This window comes from Streptomyces sp. WMMB 714, assembly GCF_900090125.1.
Classification (GTDB): domain Bacteria; phylum Actinomycetota; class Actinomycetes; order Streptomycetales; family Streptomycetaceae; genus Streptomyces; species Streptomyces daqingensis.
On sequence record NZ_FMHJ01000019.1, the window covers coordinates 1 to 20322 of the forward strand.

The 20322-nt window shown below is 69.1% G+C and carries 20 protein-coding genes and 4 tRNA genes; 18 read left to right on the forward strand and 6 right to left on the reverse strand.

The genetic code is table 11. The features are described 5' to 3' along the window. Positions 1-202: 202 nt before the first annotated feature. A tRNA-Tyr gene (locus H181DRAFT_RS29590) sits at positions 203-308 on the forward strand. Between the two features lie 87 nt (positions 309-395). Here H181DRAFT_RS29590 and H181DRAFT_RS26625 read toward each other — a convergent pair. Continuing rightward, positions 396-836 carry a hypothetical protein gene (locus H181DRAFT_RS26625; protein WP_045867013.1) on the reverse strand — a complete coding sequence of 147 codons (441 nt, stop codon included), beginning with the start codon at positions 834-836 and terminating at the stop codon, positions 396-398. A gap of 273 nt (positions 837-1109) precedes the next feature. On the opposite strand from H181DRAFT_RS26625, the gene H181DRAFT_RS26630 reads away from it, so the two are divergent. Further along, positions 1110-1340 carry a hypothetical protein gene (locus tag H181DRAFT_RS26630; protein WP_045867014.1) on the forward strand — a complete coding sequence of 77 codons (231 nt, stop codon included), beginning with the start codon at positions 1110-1112 and terminating at the stop codon, positions 1338-1340. 133 nt (positions 1341-1473) lie between these two features. Here the strand turns inward: H181DRAFT_RS26630 and H181DRAFT_RS26635 are convergent, their stop codons facing one another. Beyond that, positions 1474-1929, reverse strand: coding sequence for a DUF7144 family membrane protein (locus H181DRAFT_RS26635; RefSeq protein ID WP_045867015.1), 456 nt, complete (start codon positions 1927-1929; stop codon positions 1474-1476). 537 nt (positions 1930-2466) lie between these two features. Here H181DRAFT_RS26635 and H181DRAFT_RS26640 point away from each other — a divergent pair. Then, positions 2467-3246, forward strand: a complete 780-nt coding sequence (locus tag H181DRAFT_RS26640) for a YihY/virulence factor BrkB family protein (protein ID WP_368073303.1) — start codon at positions 2467-2469, stop codon at positions 3244-3246. A gap of 42 nt (positions 3247-3288) precedes the next feature. Here the strand turns inward: H181DRAFT_RS26640 and H181DRAFT_RS26645 are convergent, their stop codons facing one another. Then, on the reverse strand, positions 3289-3960 hold the full coding sequence (locus H181DRAFT_RS26645) for an SDR family oxidoreductase (RefSeq protein ID WP_045867080.1): 672 nt from the start codon (positions 3958-3960) through the stop codon (positions 3289-3291). A gap of 98 nt (positions 3961-4058) precedes the next feature. Further along, positions 4059-5516 carry an amidohydrolase family protein gene (locus H181DRAFT_RS26650; RefSeq protein ID WP_254666983.1) on the reverse strand — a complete coding sequence of 486 codons (1458 nt, stop codon included), beginning with the start codon at positions 5514-5516 and terminating at the stop codon, positions 4059-4061. A 242-nt stretch (positions 5517-5758) separates the two neighbouring features. On the opposite strand from H181DRAFT_RS26650, the gene H181DRAFT_RS26655 reads away from it, so the two are divergent. The 6 genes from H181DRAFT_RS26655 to H181DRAFT_RS26680 all read left to right on the forward strand — a co-directional run bounded on the left by H181DRAFT_RS26655 (position 5759) and on the right by H181DRAFT_RS26680 (position 8361). Then, positions 5759-5831 (forward strand) — tRNA-Thr (locus H181DRAFT_RS26655). Positions 5832-5878: 47 nt separating this feature from the next. Then, a tRNA-Met gene (locus H181DRAFT_RS26660) sits at positions 5879-5951 on the forward strand. A gap of 90 nt (positions 5952-6041) precedes the next feature. Further along, a complete protein-coding gene (gene rpmG / locus H181DRAFT_RS26665) occupies positions 6042-6206 on the forward strand; it encodes a 50S ribosomal protein L33 (RefSeq protein WP_003948671.1) in 165 nt (54 codons plus the stop codon). 119 nt (positions 6207-6325) lie between these two features. Continuing rightward, positions 6326-6805, forward strand: a complete 480-nt coding sequence (locus H181DRAFT_RS26670) for a MaoC family dehydratase N-terminal domain-containing protein (RefSeq protein WP_045867017.1) — start codon at positions 6326-6328, stop codon at positions 6803-6805. 4 nt (positions 6806-6809) lie between these two features. Then, on the forward strand, positions 6810-7244 hold the full coding sequence (locus H181DRAFT_RS26675; protein WP_045867018.1) for a MaoC family dehydratase: 435 nt from the start codon (positions 6810-6812) through the stop codon (positions 7242-7244). 61 nt (positions 7245-7305) lie between these two features. Continuing rightward, complete coding sequence (locus tag H181DRAFT_RS26680; protein WP_045867019.1) at positions 7306-8361, forward strand: UDP-N-acetylmuramate dehydrogenase; 1056 nt, start codon at positions 7306-7308, stop codon at positions 8359-8361. Between the two features lie 150 nt (positions 8362-8511). On the opposite strand, the gene H181DRAFT_RS26685 is transcribed toward H181DRAFT_RS26680, so the two are convergent. Beyond that, on the reverse strand, positions 8512-9531 hold the full coding sequence (locus H181DRAFT_RS26685) for an adenosine deaminase (protein WP_045867020.1): 1020 nt from the start codon (positions 9529-9531) through the stop codon (positions 8512-8514). 131 nt (positions 9532-9662) lie between these two features. Then, the gene (locus H181DRAFT_RS26690) at positions 9663-10901 is read right to left on the reverse strand and encodes a pyridoxal phosphate-dependent aminotransferase (protein ID WP_045867021.1); all 1239 of its coding nucleotides are present in this window, start codon (positions 10899-10901) and stop codon (positions 9663-9665) included. 178 nt (positions 10902-11079) lie between these two features. Between H181DRAFT_RS26690 and H181DRAFT_RS26695 the strand changes: the two genes are divergently transcribed. The 9 genes from H181DRAFT_RS26695 to rpoB all read left to right on the forward strand — a co-directional run bounded on the left by H181DRAFT_RS26695 (position 11080) and on the right by rpoB (position 20252). Beyond that, positions 11080-11152, forward strand: a tRNA-Trp gene (locus H181DRAFT_RS26695). Between the two features lie 115 nt (positions 11153-11267). Further along, positions 11268-11540 (forward strand): preprotein translocase subunit SecE, encoded by a 273-nt coding sequence (gene secE / locus H181DRAFT_RS26700; protein ID WP_368073305.1) that lies wholly within the window; start codon positions 11268-11270, stop codon positions 11538-11540. Positions 11541-11609: 69 nt separating this feature from the next. Beyond that, on the forward strand, positions 11610-12461 hold the full coding sequence (gene nusG, locus H181DRAFT_RS26705; RefSeq protein ID WP_045867023.1) for a transcription termination/antitermination protein NusG: 852 nt from the start codon (positions 11610-11612) through the stop codon (positions 12459-12461). A gap of 158 nt (positions 12462-12619) precedes the next feature. Further along, positions 12620-13054 (forward strand): 50S ribosomal protein L11, encoded by a 435-nt coding sequence (rplK, locus tag H181DRAFT_RS26710; RefSeq protein WP_028433846.1) that lies wholly within the window; start codon positions 12620-12622, stop codon positions 13052-13054. 98 nt (positions 13055-13152) lie between these two features. Beyond that, positions 13153-13875 carry a 50S ribosomal protein L1 gene (rplA, locus tag H181DRAFT_RS26715; protein WP_045867024.1) on the forward strand — a complete coding sequence of 241 codons (723 nt, stop codon included), beginning with the start codon at positions 13153-13155 and terminating at the stop codon, positions 13873-13875. 188 nt (positions 13876-14063) lie between these two features. Then, complete coding sequence (locus H181DRAFT_RS26720) at positions 14064-14906, forward strand: SCO4651 family lipoprotein (protein ID WP_254666984.1); 843 nt, start codon at positions 14064-14066, stop codon at positions 14904-14906. A gap of 305 nt (positions 14907-15211) precedes the next feature. Continuing rightward, positions 15212-15751: a 50S ribosomal protein L10 gene (gene rplJ / locus H181DRAFT_RS26725; protein WP_045867026.1), complete on the forward strand. Its 540-nt coding sequence runs from the start codon at positions 15212-15214 to the stop codon at positions 15749-15751. 108 nt (positions 15752-15859) lie between these two features. Beyond that, positions 15860-16249 (forward strand): 50S ribosomal protein L7/L12, encoded by a 390-nt coding sequence (gene rplL, locus H181DRAFT_RS26730; protein ID WP_045867027.1) that lies wholly within the window; start codon positions 15860-15862, stop codon positions 16247-16249. A gap of 517 nt (positions 16250-16766) precedes the next feature. Further along, the gene (gene rpoB, locus H181DRAFT_RS26735) at positions 16767-20252 is read left to right on the forward strand and encodes a DNA-directed RNA polymerase subunit beta (protein WP_045867028.1); all 3486 of its coding nucleotides are present in this window, start codon (positions 16767-16769) and stop codon (positions 20250-20252) included. Positions 20253-20322 lie beyond the last annotated feature (70 nt).

A 20322-nucleotide genomic window follows, 5' to 3' on the forward strand; every position in this document is an offset into this window, starting at 1 on the left:
ACTCAGAAGCATCTCGTCGCGGCGGCGGCGTACGGACTCTCGCGCCCAGTTGGGTCTCTACCTGAAGGCATGGAACGCGTGGGTCTCCGGGAAACCCATCAAGAGTCTGCGATTTCAGGAGGGAGAGCAGCTTCCCCGCCCGGTCGTTGGCCAGCGATTGGCATGAGATGGACGTCTGGGCGGTCCGGTGGGGCTCCTGTGGGGCAGAGGCTCCGTGCACCGGACAATCCCCAGGTCAGCGTACGTCTCCGCAACAGACTGTAAATCTGCCGGCTCAGCCTTCCCAGGTTCGAATCCTGGCGCCGCCACAGCCCAGAAGAGGCCAGTGACCAGCAAGTATGCGGTCACTGGCCTCTTCTGCTGCTCGCGGCAGCATGACTCGTGCTGCAGCGCGGTCAGACCAGCACGCGGCAGTAGAGCCTGTGGGCGAGGGGCCGAGCCCGTCCGGCCACTGCTGCAAGCTCGTTGAGGAAGTCCGCGAGTGAGCCGGGATCGGTGGCACCGTGGAACTCCTCCGCCTGCGCCCACGGTATGCAGATCTCCGCCAGCCGTTCGCAGGGTGCCGCCGCCAAGGCGTCGCGCATCTCGTCGGGAAGAGTAAGGACGCAGATGTTCTCTGCCTCTGGGCTCGTCACCAGGTCACAGAACCGGGGATATTCGATGACCCGCGAGAAGGGTTCACGAACCAGCAGTGCCACCGCCTGACTGAGCAGGACAGCGGGGTCGATCGCCTTGACGCAGACCGTGTCGAAACCGGCGTCCTCAGGCCCCTCCGCAAAGGCTGATGCCGCTGCTCGGTCATCGGGCGCGCTGAAGTAGTCGTAGAAGACGGCCATGCTGAGGAGTCTGGCAGCGCGATCTGACAGCCGGTGGCTACGTCGATGCGGCGGTCGTCGTTCCTGAGCGTGCACGCACCTTTGACCGGACGCCGAGCAACTCCGCATGCTGCACGGCGAATCAGCAGGGCCACGGGACGTCGGTTCTGTCGCACTGCCACGAACTAGCCGTGTTCGCAATCCCGCTGTCGAGTTCGCAGCTCCTGCTCGTGCGACGGTGAATCCCGCGCGCCCCGTTGTGTAGAAAATCGAACATACGATCTACTCGACGGCATGGATGCCAACGCCTTCCCTCGTGATCTCCTGGAGGCCCAGACGGCCTGGTACGCCACGTACTGGCGGCTCGCGAACGCCGCGTCCGACCAAGGCACGACCGGGCACCGACGGCGGCTGCAGCAGCTCTCCCGCCTCATCGCCGACCACCCCTACTGGCAGACCCCCGCCGGTACGCCCGCGGCCCGGATGGCGCTCAAGGAACTCGCCCGCACCCATGTGCGCCCATGAGGAAGACCGCTCCCGCCGCCCCGCCCGGACGCGCCCCTCAACAGCCCGTGGCCGCCCGCGAGTTACCGCGAGCGGCCACGGAGCGGAACGGTCCCGGGCCGGCACGTCCGGCCCGGGACCGTCGCTCGGGTTGCTAGGTGGACGCCTGTGATCGTGTGTTCATTCCCGCGCACAGAGCCCAGATGATGAACACGTCTATCGCCAGCGTGATCACTGCCCAGAGCGGGAAGTAGGGCAGCCACATGAAGCTCGCGATCATGCCGAGACCGGCCAGCACAATGCCGATCCACCGTGCCCACGTGGCCCCCGTCATCATCACGGCGAGGCCCGCCACCGCTATGGCGGCGCCGAGGAAGAGATGGACCCATCCCCAGCCCGTGAGGCTGTAGTCGAATGCGTAGTTGCTCGTCGAGGCGAATACGGCGTCCTCGCGCAGGGCTGCGACACCGGAGGAAACGGCGAGCAATCCGCCGAAGAACATCAGAGCACCGGCCAGCCTCGTCCAGCCGCTGAACATCGTCGTCGGTTTGCCGGTATGGCGCACCGCGGTGCCCGAATGCGCTCCACCACTGGCGGCATGAGTTGCCATGTCGAGACCCTCCTCCTGCAAGGTCTGCCTTCACCTGTTCAGGTGCTTATGTCCTAGTCTGACATAGTGTCGGCAGCCTGCTACCCGAGACGTTCTCGCAGGTCAGGACGGCATTCCGAAGCTCAGCGCAGCGAACCGTCCGCCGCCACCGAAGGCCGTGCCGCCGCTCAAGGACGCGGCCTCCCGCCGGGCGGCGGACCCCGCGCTCCCCGCCGGTACGTGACGCACCACCGGACATCCACGTGCGGGACGTGGCACGCCGGCGGCCGTCCGGATGTTTCCCGCCCGTCGCGGGCGGCCAGACGCGTACCAGCCGCAACCCGCACCAGGGCGGACGCGAGTCCGCGAGTCGAGCCGTCCGCAGCGCCTTCCGTCAGGTGCACAGCAGGCAGGGCGAGGAGGAGCAGAGTGACCACAGACGCGTCCGATGGAGCGTCCGGCGGAGAGGTGCGAAACGCCGCGCGTGCGTTTCTGCCGGGAGCCGCCGACTGCCGTCGTGCGCTGCGCCGCACGCCCGTGTCCATCTGGAATGACGACGTGACCGACTGGGCCGCGGCGCTCACCTACTACGCCGTCCTCGCGATCTTCCCGGCGCTGCTCGTCACCGTCTCGGCGACGGGCCTCGCCGGCGCAGACGCGACGCAGCAGCTCATCACCCGCGTGACCACCGTCCTGCCCGCCGAGTCCGGGGAACTCATGGCCGGCGCGCTGAAGGACATGGCGGGACGCCGCGGCGCCGCCTGGCTGCTGGCCGTCTTCGGGACGGCCGCGTCGCTGTGGTCCGCCTCCAGCTATCTCAGCGTCTTCCGCCGCGCGCTGCACGCCATGCACGGCGTGCAGGACCACCGGCCGGTGTGGCGGACGGTGCCGCGCATCGTCCTCACGGCGCTCGCGCTCCTGGCGCTGCTCGTCTCCAGCGTCTTCGTGCTGGTTCTCAGTGGCGAGCTCGCACGTACGGCGGGCAGCCTGCTCGGCATGGACGAGGTGGCCGCGGACGCCTGGAACACCGCGAAGTGGCCCTTGCTGCTGTGCCTCGCCGCGGTTCTCGTGCTGGTCCTCTTCCGCACCGGCCCGCCCGGCACCCGGGGCGTCCGCAACAGGGTGCCGGGCGGCGCGCTCGCCGTGCTTCTGTGGCTGGTCGCCTCGCTCGGGTTCGCTCTGTACGCGACGCGCGTGGGCACCTACCACCGGATGTACGGGTCCCTGGCGGGGATCGTCGTCTTCCTCATCTGGCTGTGGATGTCGAACCTCGCACTGCTGACCGGCGCCCAGTTCAACGCCGAGCTGCTCAAACTACGTGCGGGACGGAGGAGTTGAGCACTCCACTCCGCGCATGCGCCCGCCCCGGGCGCCCCGCGCTCAGCCGCCCGCGACGGACGCGACGGCCTCCTCGACGAGGGTGTCACCGCTGATCATCTCGAGTGTGAGCCCCGCCGTTCCCGGCGCGTGCAGCAGCGCGCCCAGGACCGCGGCAACGTCGTCGCGCGGCACCTCGTCCCGTCCGGTCTTCTCCGCCAGCCGGACGCGGCCCGTGCCGGGGCCGTCGGTCAGGCGCCCCGGGCGCAGCACCGTCCAGTCGAGACCGTTCCTGGCCCGCACGGCGTCGTCCGCGGCGCCCTTTGCCCGCAGATACACGGCGAAGACGGGGTCCATCTCCGGAGGCGGCTCGGTGAGTCCGGCGTCGGCGCCCATGGCCGAGATCATCAAGTACCGCCGTACGCCCGCGCGTTCGGCGGCGTCGGCGAGCAGCACCGCCGCCGCGCGGTCCACGGTCTCCTTCCGCCCGGCGCCGCTCCCGGGGCCCGCTCCGGCGGCGAAGACGACGGCGTCGGCGCCCTCCAGGTGCGAGGCGACCTCGTCCGGCGAGGCCGATTCCAGGTCGCACACGACGGGTTCGGCGCCCGCCGCGCGCAGATCCTCGGCGTGATCAGGGTTGCGGATCAGTCCCGCGACTTCTTCTCCCCGCCCGGCGAGCAGCCGCTCCAGCCGCAGCGCGATCTGACCGTGTCCTCCAGCGATGACTGTGCGCATGCCCTCGACCGTACGCCTCCGAGCCCCGGCGGCGTCGCGCGACGTGACGGCGGCCCGTGAGCCGCGGCCGAGAGCCGCCACCGCCGTATGACCGCGCGTCAGCCCTGCGACTGACGAGGCAGATCGAACTCGGACGTCCCCGTGAAGTCGCAGAACTCCCGCACCGCGCTCGTCCGCGACACCACACGCCCCCGGTGCACCACGATCCGGCTGTACGCGAGGGACAGCGCTCCGGAGAGCTCCGTCCCGCGCACGGCCAGCAGTTCCGCGGGGAAGCCCGCCTCCACCCGTACCTCCGGCAGTCCCATCGCGGCACGCGCCTGCCCGCAGACCATGTCGTAGGCGGCTTCCGGACGTGCCTCGCCGTGCGACGCGAGCAGGTACGCCGCCTCCAGCGGGTCGCCCCTGCCGACGGGGTTCGCGGCGTCCCGAAGCGCTCCGCTCCCCGCCGCCACCGGGACGCCCGCCGAGGTGAGCAGCCGTACGGGCGCAGTACGGGACGGGAGCGCGGGCGAGGGGCGCTCCATCACGCCGCAGCCGCCCTGCGGCAGGCAGACGACCGTGACGCCCGCGGCCGCCAGCCGCTCCGCGATCCGGGCGGCCTGCTTGTGCGGCAGCCTGGCCAGCCCCGCGCACGGTCCGACCGCCACCCCCGGGCGCAGCCCGCCGGCAGCGGCGGCCAGCCTCGACAGCCGGGCCGGGTCGTCGCCGTCCGTGTGCAGGTCGACGCCGCAGCCGTGCTCGGCGGCGACCTCGAGGACGGCGTCCACGTAGCCGGCCGGGTCGGGGTCCAGGTCGGGGCAGCCGCCGATGACGGTCGCACCCATCTTCACCGCGTCCCGCAGCATCGACAGGTTGTCGGCCCCGGCCACGCCCGTCAGCAGCCGCGGCACCGCCACCGTGCTCAGCTCCACGAGCCCGCGGAGCGCACGCCGTGCCTGCAGTACGGCCTCCAGCGAGCGGAGTCCGGCGACGTCGCCGATGTGCACGTGCGTCCGGGTGGCGGTCGCGCCCTGGCCGAGCTGGAGCAGCGCGGCCTCGGTCGTACGGCGCTGCACGTCCTCGGGGGCGCTGCGCGGCGGCCCGTCGGAGTGCGGCGGGACGGCGGTGAGCGCCGTGTCGTAGTGCGCGTGGGGGTCGGCGGGCGCGGGCAGGAGCAGGTAGCCGGAGAGGTCGACGCGCGTGCCGCCGGGCGGTTGCGGTCCTGCGGCGAGGCTGCCCGCCGTACCGACCGCTTCGATGCGGCCGTCGCCGAGGCGGACGTCGACGGTGCGGCCGTCGGCGAGCCGGGCGCTGCAGAGCATCACCGTCCGGGTGCCGGGTGCGCTATCGGTGCCGCCTTCGCGCTGGCCGCCCGCCCCGGAACCGGTGCCGCGTGCGGCCTTCCGGCGGGGTGCCTTCCCCGCGCCGCTCCGGCCGCCGGGCTTGCCGGCCGCGTCCTTCCCCGCGCCGCCGGTACGGCCGTCTCCGGAGGAGCCGTTGCTCCCGCCGGTGTCACGAGGTTCCTCGCGGGGGCCGTCGCCGTCCCTTGGCTCCTGTGGCTGGCTGTCGGCCATCGCACTCCCCACGTAGGCGGATGATCATGATCACGCAGCGTGAGTCGAGAGTAGGGCTCGCGTAGTGCACCGGCGAGGAAGAGGGGAATAGTCGTACTGACGTGGTGCGAGCGGGTGTTGGCCCCTCGCCCGGCCTCCGGAGACGTTCCGCGGGCGGCGCGCGGAGGGCTCCGGACGGGGCCTGGGCGGGTCCTGTACGGATTTCACCTTTGGCTGTCAGGCGTGTAATGTCTTCACCGCTCGCCCCAATAGCTCAGTCGGCAGAGCGTCTCCATGGTAAGGAGAAGGTCAACGGTTCGATTCCGTTTTGGGGCTCTGATGTGTGGGATCTCCCGTCGGGAAGATGGGGGTTCGCACATCTTGGCGGTGTAGCTCAGTCGGTAGAGCAAGCGGCTCATAATCGCTGTGTCACCGGTTCAAGTCCGGTCACCGCTACTTCACCGAATGTAGCCGATTGTGGGTTCGGTCCTTCGATCGGCTACTCTTCCTGCGTTCTAGCCCATCTGTCCGTCAAGGAGCACTCACGTGGCTGCCACCGACGTCCGCCCGAAGATCACGCTGGCCTGCGTGGAGTGCAAGGAGCGGAACTACATCACCAAGAAGAACCGGCGCAACAACCCGGACCGTCTTGAGATGAAGAAGCACTGCCCGCGCTGCAACGCCCACACGGCGCACCGCGAGACGCGCTGAACCAGGCCCTTCGACGAGGCCGTCCCCGGCTCAGGGGGCGGCCTCGCGTCGTTCCCCGTGCCCGCCCCGCCCGGCCCCGGCACACGGTTCACCCATCGCCTTCAGGAGGTGCCGCGCCCATGGCGCTCGACCAGTCCTTCGTCGGACGGACCTATCCGCCCACCCCTCCTTACGAGGTGGGCCGCGAGAAGATCCGCGAGTTCGCCGAGGCCGTCGGCGACACCAATCCGGCCTACACGGACCCGGAGGCCGCAGCGGCGCTGGGCCACCCCGATGTGATCGCCCCGCCCACCTTCGTCTTCGCGATCACCTTCAAGGCCGCCCGGCAGGTGACCGAGGACCCTCAACTGGGCCTCGACTACGACCGGGTCGTCCACGGCGACCAGAAGTTCGTCCACGTGCGCCCCGTGCGCCCGGGGGACCGGCTCACGGTCTCGACCACCATCCAGGCGATCAGGTCGATGGCGGGCAACGACATCCTCGACGTCCGGGGGGACGTGCACGACGAGGCGGGCGAACTCGTCGTCACCGCGTACACGAAGCTGGTGGCGCGCGGCCCCGAGGCCGATGCGCCAGCGGCGGAGACAAAGGGAGCGTGACCTGATGTCAGCGAAGATCGCGTACGCCGACGTCGAGGTCGGCACCGAACTGCCCGCGCGTACCTTCCCCGTCGACCGCGAGCGCCTCGTCCGCTATGCGGGAGCGTCGGGAGACTTCAACCCCATTCACTGGAACGAGCGGTTCGCCAAAGAGGTCGGCCTGCCGGACGTCATCGCGCACGGCATGTTCACGATGGCGGAGGCGATCCGCGTCGTGACGGACTGGACGGGCGATCCGGCCGCGGTGGTGGAGTACGGCGTGCGCTTCACCCGGCCCGTGGTCGTGCCGGACGACGAGAAGGGCGCCGAGATCGAGGTGCACGGCAAGGTCGCGGCCAAGCTCGACGACGAGCAGCGCACCGTGCGCGTGGATCTGACGGTGAGCAGCGCCGGACAGAAGGTCCTGGGCATGTCCCGCGCGGTGGTGCGGCTCGCGTGACGGGGCGCGCGCCGTCCGGCCAGGACGGCGCCCCCGTACGGGCTCTCGTACGCTGGAGCGCGTGCAGGAACTCCATGACGCCCCCCTGGCCCCGCTGACCACCTTCCGCCTGGGCGGCCCCGCTGCCCGCCTCCGTACGGCCGCCACCGACGAGCAGGTGATCGCGGCCGTGCGGGAGGCCGACGCCGAAGGCACCCCGCTGCTGATCGTGGGAGGCGGCAGCAACCTCGTCATCGCCGACGAAGGCTTCCCCGGCACCGCCCTGCTCATCGCGACCACCGGTTTCTCGCTCTCCGGCACGGACCTGGAACTCGCCGCGGGGGAGAACTGGTCGGACGCCGTCGCCCGCACTGTCGAAGCCGGCCTCGCCGGTGTCGAGTGCCTGGCGGGCATCCCGGGATCGGCGGGCGCGACGCCCATCCAGAACGTGGGGGCGTACGGGCAGGAGGTGTCCTCCACCATCACCGAGGTCGTCGCGTACGACCGCCGCGCCGGCGAGACCGTCACCCTCTCCAACGAGGAGTGCGGGTTCTCCTACCGGCACAGCCGCTTCAAGGCGGACCCGTCCCGCTACGTGGTGCTCCGCGTCCGCTTCTCGCTGGAGGACGCGGACGGGCTCTCCTCGCCGCTGAAGTACGCCGAGACCGCCCGGGTGCTCGGAGTCGAGCCCGGCGACCGGGTCTCCGCGCAGACGGCCCGGGAGACGGTGCTCAAGCTCCGGGCCGGCAAGGGCATGGTGCTCGACCCCGAGGACCACGACACCTGGTCCGCCGGGTCCTTCTTCACCAACCCGGTGCTGGACGAAGCCGAGTTCACCGCCTTCAAGGCCCGTGTCGCGGAACGCCTCGGCGGCGATGTCGCCGCTCCCGCCTTCCCGGCTGACGATGGGCGCACGAAGACCTCCGCGGCCTGGCTCATCGACCGTGCCGGGTTCGGCAAGGGGTACGGAAAGGGCCGCGCCCGCATCTCCACCAAGCACACCCTGGCGCTCACCAACCGGGGCGACGCCACGACTGCCGATCTGCTGGCACTGGCCCGTGAGGTACGCGACGGCGTCCGTGAGACCTTCGGCGTCACGCTGGTCAACGAACCGGTCACGGTCGGCTGCGAGTTGTGAACGGACGGGCACCCGGCACGCGGCCCCTCATGCCGGGTGCCCTGGCGGCCTCTCCGCGTGCGCGGGGGCGCCGGGCGATGCACCAATCCGCCCCCTGACTTCCGTCGGCGCCCGCCCGCACATGGCCTCCCCGCCTCCGCACGCCGCAGATCAGCCTGCGGCCAGCCACTTGTCGATGTCGCTGAGCACCTCCTCGCGGACCCGGTCCGGCATCGCCGCCGCGCGGACCGACTGCCGTGCCAGCTCCGCCAGTTCGCTGTCCGTGAAGCCGTGGGTGTCCCGCGCGATGCCGTACTGCGCCGCGAGGCGCGACCCGAACAGCAGCGGGTCGTCGGCGCCCAGCGCCATCGGCACCCCCGCGTCCCAGAGCTTGCGCAGCGGTACGTCCTGGAGCTTGTCGTACACCCCGAGCGCGACGTTCGACGCGGGGCAGACCTCGCACGTCACGTTCCGTTCGGCCAGCTGCGCCATCAGCCGGGGGTCCTCCGCCGCCCGCACGCCGTGTCCCAGGCGCGAGGCGTGCAGGTCGTCCAGGCAGTCGCGGACGCTGCTCGGGCCGGACAGCTCGCCGCCGTGCGGTGCGGCGAGCAGTCCGCCGTCCCGCGCGATGGCGAAGGCGCGGTCGAAGTCCCGGGCGAAGCCGCGCCGTTCGTCGTTGGAGAGCCCGAAACCGACGATGCCGCGGTCCCGGTAGCGCACGGCGAGCCGGGCGAGCGTACGGGCGTCCAGAGGGTGCTTCATGCGGTTCGCGGCGATCACGATCCGCATGCCCAGCCCTGTCTCGCGGACGGCGGCGTCGACCGCCTCGACGATCGTCTCCAGGGCGGGGATCAGGCCGCCCAGCCTGGGCGCGTACGACGTCGGGTCCACCTGGATCTCAAGCCACCGCGACCCGTCCCGCACGTCCTCCTCGGCGGCCTCGCGCACGAGCCGGTGGATGTCCTCCGGCGAGCGCAGGCAGGAGCGTGCGATGTCGTAGAGGCGCTGGAACCGGAACCAGCCGCGTTCGTCGGTCGCCCGCAGTTTCGGGGGCTCACCGCCGCTGAGCGCCGCCGGAAGGTGGACGCCGTACTTGTCGGCGAGCTCCAGCAGCGTCGAGGAACGCATCGAACCGGTGAAGTGCAGGTGCAGATGAGCCTTGGGGAGGGCGTGCAGATCTCGGACAGCCATCCGCAGATTTTGCCGTACGCGCACTCGGCCCGGAAGCCGCACATCCCTGAACGAGCGCTTGCCCGAACATGAGGACGGTCCCCCGGCGACGCCGGAGGACCGTCCTCGGAATGTGCCTGCCGTCCGCCGCGTCAGTCGCGGGCCTCGCCGAGCAGCTTCTGCATGCGGGAGACGCCCTCGGCCAGGTCCTCGTCGCCGAGCGCGTACGACAGCCGCAGGTAGCCCGGGGTGCCGAAGGCCTCACCGGGAACCACCGCGACCTCCGCCTCCTCGAGGACGACCTCCGCGAGCTCCACGCTGGTGGCGGGCCGCCTGCCGCGGATCTCCTTGCCCAGCAGGCCCTTCACGGACGGGTACACGTAGAAGGCGCCCTCCGGCTCGGGGCAGAAGAGACCGTCGATCTCGTTCAGCATGCGCACGATGGTGCGGCGCCGGCGGTCGAAGGCCGTGCGCATCGCGGACACCGCCTCCAGATCGCCGGAGACGGCCGCGAGCGCGGCGACCTGCGCGACATTGCTCACGTTGGAGGTGGCGTGGGACTGCAGGTTCCCCGCCGCCTTGATCACGTCCTTCGGCCCGACGATCCAGCCCACGCGCCAGCCGGTCATGGCGTAGGTCTTGGCCACGCCGTTGACGACGACGCACTTGTCACGCAGGGCGGGGACGACGGCGGGGAGTGAAGTGAACTCCGCGTCGCCGTAGACGAGATGCTCGTAGATCTCGTCCGTCATCACCCACAGCCCGTGCTCGACGGCCCACTGCCCCACGGCTTCCACCGCGGCCCGCGGATACACCGCGCCGGTCGGGTTGGAGGGCGAGACGAAGACGACCATCTTCGTACGTTCCGTGCGGGCCGCCTCCAACTGCTCCACGGTGACCTGGTAGTTGGAGGTCTCGTCGGCCACGACGGGCACCGGGACGCCGCCGGCCAGCCGGATGGACTCGGGGTACGTCGTCCAGTACGGCGCCGGCACGATGACCTCGTCGCCCGGGTCGAGGAGGGCAGCGAAGGACTCGTAGATGGCCTGCTTGCCGCCGTTGGTGACCAGCACCTGGGCCGGCTCGATCTCGTAGCCGGAGTCGCGCAGCGTCTTCTCGGCGATCGCGGCCTTCAGCTCGGGCAGGCCCCCGGCGGGCGTGTACCGGTGGTTCCTGGTGTCACGGCAGGCCTCGGCCGCGGCGTCCACGATGTATCCGGGCGTCGGGAAGTCCGGCTCTCCCGCGCCGAAGCCGATCACCGGCCGTCCGGAGGCCTTGAGGGCCTTCGCCTTCGCGTCGACGGCGAGCGTCGCGGATTCGGAGATCGACCCGATGCGGGCCGAGACGCGTCGTTCGGTAGGGGACTGTGCAGGTGGCGTTGCAGCGCTCATAGGGGCATGTTCCCAGACGCCCCCTGCCCCCGGCACCGGGGACGGCGCTGTGTGTGCAGCATTACGTGTTCGACGCCCGGCCGTGGAGGACGTACACTCCTACGTCGTTGGCCCCGACCGCCTCTCGGCTCGCGAACACCGAGCAGTCGTTCCGATGCGGTAAGTTGGGGAATCGCAAAGGGTCGTAGCTCAATTGGAAGAGCACTGGTCTCCAAAACCAGCGGTTGGGGGTTCGAGTCCCTCCGGCCCTGCTCCACACACCGTCAAAAGGGCGTGTGTGCGCGTACGTACTGAATTGCACCGCCGTGTGGCCGGGCCGGACGCCGCATGGCAACGACCCGGATCAGGTGAGGACGAGTGACGGAGATCACGGATACCACCGAGGTCCCCGAGCCCGGCGGCTCGTCGGAGGGCGACAGGCCCCGTCGCGGGGGCAAGCGTGGAAAGAAGGGCCCCCTGGGCCGCCTCGCTCTGTTCTACCGGCAGATCGTCGCCGAACTCCGCAAGGTCGTCTGGCCCACCCGGCAGCAGCTGACGACGTACACCTCCGTGGTGATCGTCTTCGTGGTCATCATCATCGGTTTCGTGAGCGTGATTGACTACGGGTTCACCGAGGCCATCAAGTACGTTTTCGGCTGAGCCCGCCAGGCCCCGCTGCGCGGCGCTTTCCGTACGTTGGAATCCACGAAGCCAGGAAGAAGCAGCCACGTGTCTGATCCGAACCTGAACGATGCCGTCGAGCCTGCAGAGGGCGACGACACCGCGCGCGACATCGTCGAGGCGGCGGACGACAGCGCGGACCAGGCGGACGCCGGCGTAGCCGGAGCGGGCGTGGAAGAGGCCGCAGCCGATCTCGAGAAGGACGAGGCCGACGAGGCCGGGTCCGCCGAGGAGGGCGCGGCGGCCGAGGGCGAGGCCGAGGAGGCCGAGATCGCCGACCCCGTCGCGGAACTCCGCGACGAGCTGCGCCATCTTCCCGGCGAGTGGTACGTGATCCACACCTACGCGGGCTACGAGAACCGCGTGAAGACGAACCTCGAGCAGCGCGCCGTCTCCCTGAACGTCGAGGACTACATCTTCCAGGCAGAGGTGCCGCAGGAAGAGGTCGTCCAGATCAAGAACGGCGACCGCCGCACCGTCCGGCAGAACAAGCTTCCGGGCTACGTCCTCGTTCGGATGGACCTCACGAACGAGTCCTGGGGCGTCGTACGCAACACCCCCGGTGTCACCGGTTTCGTCGGCAACGCCTACGACCCGTACCCGCTGACCCTCGACGAGATCGTCAAGATGCTCGCCCCCGAAGCCGAGGAGAAGGCCGCCAAGGCCGCCGCGGCCGACGAGGAGGGCAAGCCGGCGGGCGGCCCGGGCCGGAAGGTCGAGGTCCAGGTGCTGGACTTCGAGGTGGGCGACTCCGTCACGGTCACGGACGGTCCGTTCGCGACGCTGCAGGCGACGATCAACGAGATCAACGCGGACTCGAAGAAGGTCAAGGGCCTCGTCGAGATCTTCGGCCGCGAGACCCCGGTCGAGCTCAGCTTCGACCAGATCCAGAAGAACTGAGTCGCACCGACCGCTTCCGGCAGCTCCTGTGCGGCCTCCTGGCCGTCTGAGCTGCCGGTTTCAGTGCGCACCACGGTACGGGCTATCGTGGTGCGGTATGCCTCCATGCGGATGACGGATGGAGGCGAATCACCTCTCACTAAAGACCCGGAGAGAGCATGCCTCCCAAGAAGAAGAAGGTCGCGGGGCTGATCAAGCTCCAGATCCAGGCCGGCGCCGCCAACCCGGCCCCGCCGGTTGGCCCGGCGCTGGGTCAGCACGGCGTCAACATCATGGAGTTCTGCAAGGCCTACAACGCGGCGACCGAGTCGCAGCGCGGCTGGGTCATCCCCGTGGAGATCACGGTCTACGAGGACCGCTCCTTCACGTTCATCACGAAGACGCCGCCGGCGTCGAAGATGATCCTGAAGGCCGCGGGCGTGGACAAGGGCTCCGGCACCCCGCACACCACCAAGGTCGCCAAGATCACCCGTGACCAGGTGCGCGAGATCGCCACCACGAAGATGCCCGACCTGAACGCCAACGACCTGGACCAGGCGGAGAAGATCATCGCCGGTACCGCTCGTTCGATGGGCGTGACGGTCGAGGGCTGACCGGCCCCAGACCTGTGGGAGGGCCCGCGCAGGCCCGGACCACGACTCCGTACCCGTCGTGAGGCGAGCGCCGCACGACGCCACTGTCAGGAGCAGAAGTGAAGCGCAGCAAGTACTTCCGCGAAGCGGACGCGAAGATCGACCGGGAGCGTCTCTACGCCCCGCTCGAGGCCGTCCGTCTCGCCAAGGAGACCTCCACGAAGAAGTTCGATGCGACCGTCGAGGTGGCCATGCGTCTGGGCGTCGACCCGCGCAAGGCCGACCAGATGGTCCGCGGCACCGTGAACCTGCCGCACGGCACCGGCAAGACCGCCCGGGTCCTGGTCTTCGCGACCGGTGACCGTGCAGCCGCCGCGGAGGCCGCCGGCGCCGACATCGTCGGCGCCGACGAGTTGATCGACGAGGTCGCCAAAGGCCGTCTGGACTTCGACGCCGTCGTCGCCACGCCGGACCTGATGGGCAAGGTCGGCCGCCTCGGCCGCGTGCTCGGTCCGCGTGGTCTCATGCCGAACCCGAAGACCGGAACCGTCACCCCGGATGTCACGAAGGCTGTCAACGACATCAAGGGCGGCAAGATCGAGTTCCGGGTGGACAAGCACTCGAACCTCCACTTCATCATCGGCAAGGCCTCCTTCGACGACACGCAGCTCGTCGAGAACTACGCCGCGGCCCTCGAAGAGGTGCAGCGGCTGAAGCCGTCGGCCGCCAAGGGCCGTTACGTCAAGAAGGCCTCCATCACCACGACGATGGGCCCCGGCATCCCGGTCGACCCCAACCGCACCCGCAACCTCCTCACCGAGGAGGACCCGGCCGCCGTCTGAGCCGAGCTCGGCGCCACGGGCGTGATCCGAACCCACTGGGCCCTGTCCTCCGCGGAGGACAGGGCCCAGTGGCGTTGTACGTCCTGACTACGGGCGGGATAGGCTCGTGCGCCGACAGTGCAAGTTCACACCAGGGGGATCTGATGCGTCAGGCTCGAATCGCCGCTGCTGCGGCCTCAGTTGCTCTGATGGCCGGGCTCACGGCCTGCGGCGGCTCCGACAGCGCCGGAGGCGGCGGGTCGGACAAGGACGACCTCTCGCCGGCCCAGGCGGTGCTCGCCGAGCTGAAGCAGGCGTCGAAGAACACCGATGAGCAGGATTCGGCCAAGGTCGAGTCCGAGCAGACGCAGCACACGCCGCAGGGCGAGATGTCCACGAAGTCGGAGGGCGCGCTCGACTGGTCTGGCGGCGGCACCACCGCCGAGATGACGGTCACGCAGCAGGGCGCCGCGGCCAAGAAGCTGCCGACGAGCGGCAAGCCCATGCCGGCGAAGTACACCGAGGACGCCATGTACCTCAACATGGGCGACGACTTCGCGTCCACGGCGGGCAAGGGCAAGCACTGGCTGAAGTACGACTACGACAAGCTCGCCGAGCAGGCGGGACCGTCGGGCGCGCTCATCAAGGACCAGATGCAGAACAACAACCCCGCCCGCTCCGTGGAGCTGCTGCTGGCCAGCGGCAAGGTGAAGAAGATCGGGGCCGAGAAGGTCAAGGGCAAGGAGACCGACCACTACCGCGGCACGCTCAAGGTCGACGAGCTGGCGCGGATGCAGTCCAAGAAGTTGACCGAGAAGGAGCTGGACCAGCTGTCCGACCAGCTGAAGCAGCAGGGTTTCAAGACCCAGACGGTCGACCTGTGGATCGACGGTGACGACCTGCTCGTGAAGAAGCAGGAAACGGCCAAGGGCACGAACGGCGACCTGGACTCGACGGCCTACTACTCGGACTACGGCACCGAGGTCGACGTCGAGCCTCCGGCGGCGTCCGACACGCTCTCCTTCGAGGACGTGCTCGGCTCGGGGAGCTGACACGGGCCGGGGAGTCCCGGCAGGCAGAAGCAGTACGCGGGCGGCCCGGCAGCGGATTTGGAGCTGGCGGGACGTTCGCGTAATCTCATACGAAGCCAAAGACCGCTGGTCGTCATCTTGCTCAATCGGGAGCACGGTGACCGAAGGATCCGCTAGCTGCGGACGACCCGCGTAGGTGAATGAGGAAGCTCCCGTGGCATGCACGTCGCCATGGTCGAGCCACGCCCCATGCGCCTGCGCTGGGGCGTTTCGTCGTTCCAGCCCCTTCCGAGCGGTCCTCATCACCCGGAAGGAGGCCGAGGCTCATGGCGAGGGACCAGGTCGCTCCCGACAAGATCGCCGCCGTTGAGGAGATCACGAACAAGTTCCGTGACTCCAACGCCGCAGTGGTCACCGCGTACACCGGGCTTTCGGTGGCTCAGCTCAAGGAGCTGCGCCGCTCGCTCGGTGAGAACGCCCAGTACCGCGTGGTGAAGAACACGCTGACCAAGATCGCGGCGAACGAGGCCGGGATCAACGAGCTCGACGAGTTCTTCCAGGGCTCGTCGGCCGTCGCCTTCGTCACCGGTGACCCGGTCGCGGCGGCGAAGGGTCTCCGTGACTTCGCCAAGGACAACCCCGCCCTGGTCATCAAGGGCGGGATCGTCGACGGCGCGCTGTACAGCGCCGACGACCTCAACAAGCTCGCGGCGCTCGAATCCCGCGAGGTGCTGCTCGCCAAGCTGGCCGGGGGCATGAAGGCGTCCATGGCGAAGGCCGCGGCCACCTTCGAGGCTCCGCTGACGAAGTTCGCCCGCACCGCGGACGCGCTGCGCAGCAAGGTCGAGCAGGGCGGTGCCGAGTAATTCGGCTCCCGTCGAGGCCGGGTAGGCAACCGCGTCCGGCCGCAGCGGGCCGAAAGCCCGCCGATACATACACACGGCACCAGCCGAACTAGTGGAAGGACCGCCATCATGGCGAAGCTCAGCCAGGACGAGCTGCTCGAGCAGTTCAGCGAGATGACCCTCCTCGAGCTCTCCGAGTTCGTGAAGAAGTTCGAGGAGAAGTTCGACGTCGAGGCCGCCGCTCCGGCCGCCGTCGCCGTCGCCGCTCCGGGTCAGGGTGGTGGCGATGCCGCCGCCGCCGAGGAGCAGGACGAGTTCGACGTCATCCTCACCGGTGCCGGCGACAAGAAGATCCAGGTCATCAAGGTCGTGCGTGAGCTGACCTCGCTGGGTCTGAAGGAGGCCAAGGAGCTCGTGGACGGCACCCCGAAGCCGGTCCTCGAGAAGGTCGCCAAGGACGCCGCCGAGAAGGCCAAGGAGTCCCTCGAGGGCGCCGGCGCCTCCGTCGAGGTCAAGTGACCTGCCGAGTCGTATGACTCTCCAGCCAGGGGCGATCACCCAGCCGGGTGGTCGCCCTTCGGCGTCCCTGGAAGGCTCGCGGGCCTCCCGGAACGGGCGGGTATGGTGATCTTCGGGCTCGTGGGGCCCTTGACGAACCGCACTCGGCGCGCGATTCTCTGGGACGCGCCACACATCGATCTGTGTTCCGAGGCATGGATCGAAGGCGAAGCGGGAAGTGTTGCGGCAAGCACGTTCCGCCCCGACGATCCGAGGCCGTCGGGACGGGCCGCGGCGGAGATGAACAACTAGGGGGCCCTCCCGGAGGGAACGAGGGACGGGGTCCCCCCGGAGGAGAGATTGCCACCGGCTGGAGGCGGAGACCGGGAAGTTACCCGGTCCCCGGAAATCTGCTCTGGACATCAGTGGGCCTTGTGGCTACACTGACCCTTTGCGCTGCCTGTTAGCTGCTCCCTGCCCGTCACCAGGGGCCACCGGTATGCGCGTAGAGAGTCCGAGCCCTCGGAAGGACCCCCTCTTGGCCGCCTCGCGCACTGCCTCGACTGCCAATTCGAACAACGGCGCCAGCACCGCCCCGCTGCGTATCTCTTTTGCAAAGATCAAGGAGCCCCTCGAGGTTCCGAACCTCCTCGCGCTCCAGACCGAGAGTTTTGACTGGCTGCTCGGTAACGAAGCCTGGAAGTCCCGGGTCGAGGCGGCGCTGGAAAGCGGAAACGACGTCCCGACCAAGTCCGGTCTGGAGGAGATTTTCGAGGAGATCTCCCCGATCGAGGACTTCTCCGGGTCGATGTCGCTGACGTTCCGCGACCACCGTTTCGAGCCGCCGAAGAACTCGATCGACGAGTGCAAGGAGCGTGACTTCACTTACGCCGCTCCGCTCTTCGTCACCGCTGAATTCACCAACAACGAGACCGGTGAGATCAAGTCCCAGACGGTCTTCATGGGCGACTTCCCGCTCATGACCGGCAAGGGCACCTTCGTGATCAACGGCACCGAGCGTGTCGTCGTCACGCAGCTCGTCCGCTCGCCGGGTGCTTACTTCGACAGCTCCATCGACAAGACGTCCGACAAGGACATCTACTCCGCCAAGATCATTCCTTCCCGGGGTGCCTGGCTGGAGATGGAGGTCGACAAGCGCGACATGGTCGGTGTGCGCATCGACCGCAAGCGCAAGCAGTCCGTGACCGTGCTGCTCAAGGCCCTCGGCTGGACGAACGAGCAGATCCTCGAGGAGTTCGGCCAGTACGAGTCGATGCGGGCCACCCTGGAGAAGGACCACACCCAGGGCCAGGACGACGCGCTTCTCGACATCTACCGCAAGCTGCGTCCGGGCGAGCCCCCGACGCGTGAGGCCGCGCAGACGCTGCTCGAGAACCTGTACTTCAACCCGAAGCGGTACGACCTGGCCAAGGTCGGCCGGTACAAGATCAACAAGAAGCTCGGCGGGCACGAGTCGCTGGACTCCGGCGTGCTCACCACCGCCGACATCATCGCCACGATCAAGTACCTGGTGAAGCTGCACGCGGGCGAGACGGAGTCGACGTCGGCCGAGGGCGACCACATCGTCATCGAGACCGACGACATCGACCACTTCGGCAACCGCCGCCTGCGCAACGTCGGCGAGCTCATCCAGAACCAGGTCCGTACCGGCCTCGCCCGTATGGAGCGCGTCGTCCGTGAGCGGATGACCACTCAGGACGTCGAAGCGATCACGCCGCAGACGCTGATCAACATCCGGCCGGTCGTCGCCTCCATCAAGGAGTTCTTCGGCACCAGCCAGCTGTCGCAGTTCATGGACCAGACGAACCCGATCTCCGGGCTCACCCACAAGCGCCGTCTCAACGCGCTCGGCCCGGGTGGTCTGAGCCGTGAGCGGGCCGGCTTCGAGGTCCGTGACGTGCACCCCTCGCACTACGGCCGCATGTGCCCGATCGAGACGCCCGAAGGCCCGAACATCGGTCTGATGGGTTCGCTCGCCTCGTACGGCCGGGTCAACGCGTTCGGCTTCGTCGAGACCCCGTACCGGAAGGTCGTCGACGGCGTCGTCACCGACGAGGTGCACTACCTGACGGCCGACGAGGAGGACCGCTTCGTCATCGCCCAGGCGAACGCGCCGCTCACCGAGGAGATGCGGTTCGCCGAGGACCGCGTCCTGATCCGCCGCCGCGGCGGCGAGGTCGACCTGATCCCCGGTGACGACGTGGACTACATGGACGTCTCGCCGCGCCAGATGGTGTCGGTCGCGACCGCCATGATCCCCTTCCTCGAGCACGACGACGCCAACCGCGCGCTCATGGGGTCGAACATGATGCGGCAGGCCGTGCCGCTCATCAAGACCGAGTCGCCGCTGGTCGGCACCGGCATGGAGTACCGCTGCGCGGTCGACGCCGGTGACGTCATCAAGGCCGATAAGGACGGCGTCGTCCAGGAGGTCTCCGCCGACTACGTCACGGTGACCAACGACGACGGCACGTACACCACGTACCGCGTCGCCAAGTTCACCCGCTCCAACCAGGGCACCTCCTTCAACCAGAAGGTGCTCGTGGACGAGGGCGCCCGCGTCGTCGAGGGACAGGTGCTGGCAGACGGCCCGTCCACCGACGAGGGCGAGCTGGCGCTCGGCAAGAACCTGCTGGTCGCGTTCATGCCGTGGGAGGGCTACAACTACGAGGACGCGATCATCCTCAGCCAGCGCCTGGTGCAGGACGACGTCCTCTCCTCGATCCACATCGAGGAGCACGAGGTCGACGCCCGCGACACCAAGCTGGGCCCCGAGGAGATCACCCGGGATATCCCGAACGTCTCCGAGGAGGTCCTGGCCGACCTGGACGAGCGCGGCATCATCCGCATCGGCGCCGAGGTCGAGGCCGGCGACATCCTGGTCGGCAAGGTCACCCCGAAGGGTGAGACCGAGCTGACCCCGGAGGAGCGCCTTCTCCGCGCGATCTTCGGTGAGAAGGCCCGCGAGGTCCGTGACACCTCCCTGAAGGTGCCGCACGGCGAGACCGGCAAGGTCATCGGCGTCCGCGTCTTCGACCGCGAGGAGGGGGACGAGCTTCCCCCGGGCGTGAACCAGCTGGTGCGCGTCTACGTGGCCCAGAAGCGCAAGATCACCGACGGTGACAAGCTCGCAGGCCGTCACGGCAACAAGGGCGTCATCTCCAAGATCCTTCCGGTCGAGGACATGCCGTTCCTCGAGGACGGCACCCCCGTCGACGTCATCCTCAACCCGCTCGGCGTCCCGTCCCGGATGAACCCGGGACAGGTGCTGGAGATCCACCTGGGCTGGCTCGCCTCCCAGGGCTGGAACGTTGCGGGCATCGACGAGGAGTGGGCGCGCCGTCTGCAGCAGATCGGCGCGGACGACGTCGAGCCGGGCACGAACGTCGCCACACCGGTCTTCGACGGTGCGCGCGAGGACGAGATCACCGGCCTGTTCCAGGCCACGGTCCCGAACCGCGACGGCGACCGGATGGTGCTGCCCTCCGGTAAGGCCCACCTGTTCGACGGCCGTTCCGGCGAGCCTTTCCCGGACCCGATCTCCGTCGGCTACATGTACATCCTCAAGCTGCACCACCTGGTCGACGACAAGCTGCACGCCCGCTCGACCGGCCCGTACAGCATGATCACCCAGCAGCCGCTGGGCGGTAAGGCCCAGTTCGGTGGCCAGCGCTTCGGTGAGATGGAGGTGTGGGCCCTGGAGGCGTACGGCGCCGCGTACGCGCTGCAGGAGCTGCTCACCATCAAGTCCGACGACGTCACCGGCCGGGTGAAGGTCTACGAAGCCATCGTCAAGGGCGAGAACATCCCCGAGCCGGGCATTCCTGAGTCGTTCAAGGTGCTCATCAAGGAGATGCAGTCGCTCTGCCTCAACGTGGAGGTGCTGTCCTCGGACGGCATGTCCATCGAGATGCGTGACACCGACGAGGACGTCTTCCGCGCGGCGGAGGAGCTCGGTATCGACCTGTCCCGGCGTGAGCCGAGCAGCGTCGAAGAGGTCTGACGGGCTTGGCCGGAACGCGACCACCAGGCGTTCCGGCCTCCCCCTCGGCCCTGGGGGCCTGGAGGCTCCG

Excerpts from the sequence above, each read along its gene's own strand:
- H181DRAFT_RS26675 (WP_045867018.1), top strand. The coding sequence starts at position 6,810 with ATGTCAGCGAAGATCGCGTACGCCGACGTCGAGGTCGGCACCGAACTG.
- H181DRAFT_RS26670 (WP_045867017.1), top strand. The coding sequence starts at position 6,326 with ATGGCGCTCGACCAGTCCTTCGTCGGACGGACCTATCCGCCCACCCCT.
- H181DRAFT_RS26650 (WP_254666983.1), bottom strand. The coding sequence starts at position 5,516 with ATGGCCGACAGCCAGCCACAGGAGCCAAGGGACGGCGACGGCCCCCGC.
- H181DRAFT_RS26685 (WP_045867020.1), bottom strand. The coding sequence starts at position 9,531 with ATGGCTGTCCGAGATCTGCACGCCCTCCCCAAGGCTCATCTGCACCTG.
- H181DRAFT_RS26625 (WP_045867013.1), bottom strand. The coding sequence starts at position 836 with ATGGCCGTCTTCTACGACTACTTCAGCGCGCCCGATGACCGAGCAGCG.
- rplK (WP_028433846.1), top strand. The coding sequence starts at position 12,620 with ATGCCTCCCAAGAAGAAGAAGGTCGCGGGGCTGATCAAGCTCCAGATC.
- H181DRAFT_RS26645 (WP_045867080.1), bottom strand. The coding sequence starts at position 3,960 with ATGCGCACAGTCATCGCTGGAGGACACGGTCAGATCGCGCTGCGGCTG.
- H181DRAFT_RS26635 (WP_045867015.1), bottom strand. The coding sequence starts at position 1,929 with ATGGCAACTCATGCCGCCAGTGGTGGAGCGCATTCGGGCACCGCGGTG.
- H181DRAFT_RS26630 (WP_045867014.1), top strand. The coding sequence starts at position 1,110 with ATGGATGCCAACGCCTTCCCTCGTGATCTCCTGGAGGCCCAGACGGCC.
- H181DRAFT_RS26690 (WP_045867021.1), bottom strand. The coding sequence starts at position 10,901 with ATGAGCGCTGCAACGCCACCTGCACAGTCCCCTACCGAACGACGCGTC.
- rplJ (WP_045867026.1), top strand. The coding sequence starts at position 15,212 with ATGGCGAGGGACCAGGTCGCTCCCGACAAGATCGCCGCCGTTGAGGAG.
- rplL (WP_045867027.1), top strand. The coding sequence starts at position 15,860 with ATGGCGAAGCTCAGCCAGGACGAGCTGCTCGAGCAGTTCAGCGAGATG.
- H181DRAFT_RS26720 (WP_254666984.1), top strand. The coding sequence starts at position 14,064 with ATGGCCGGGCTCACGGCCTGCGGCGGCTCCGACAGCGCCGGAGGCGGC.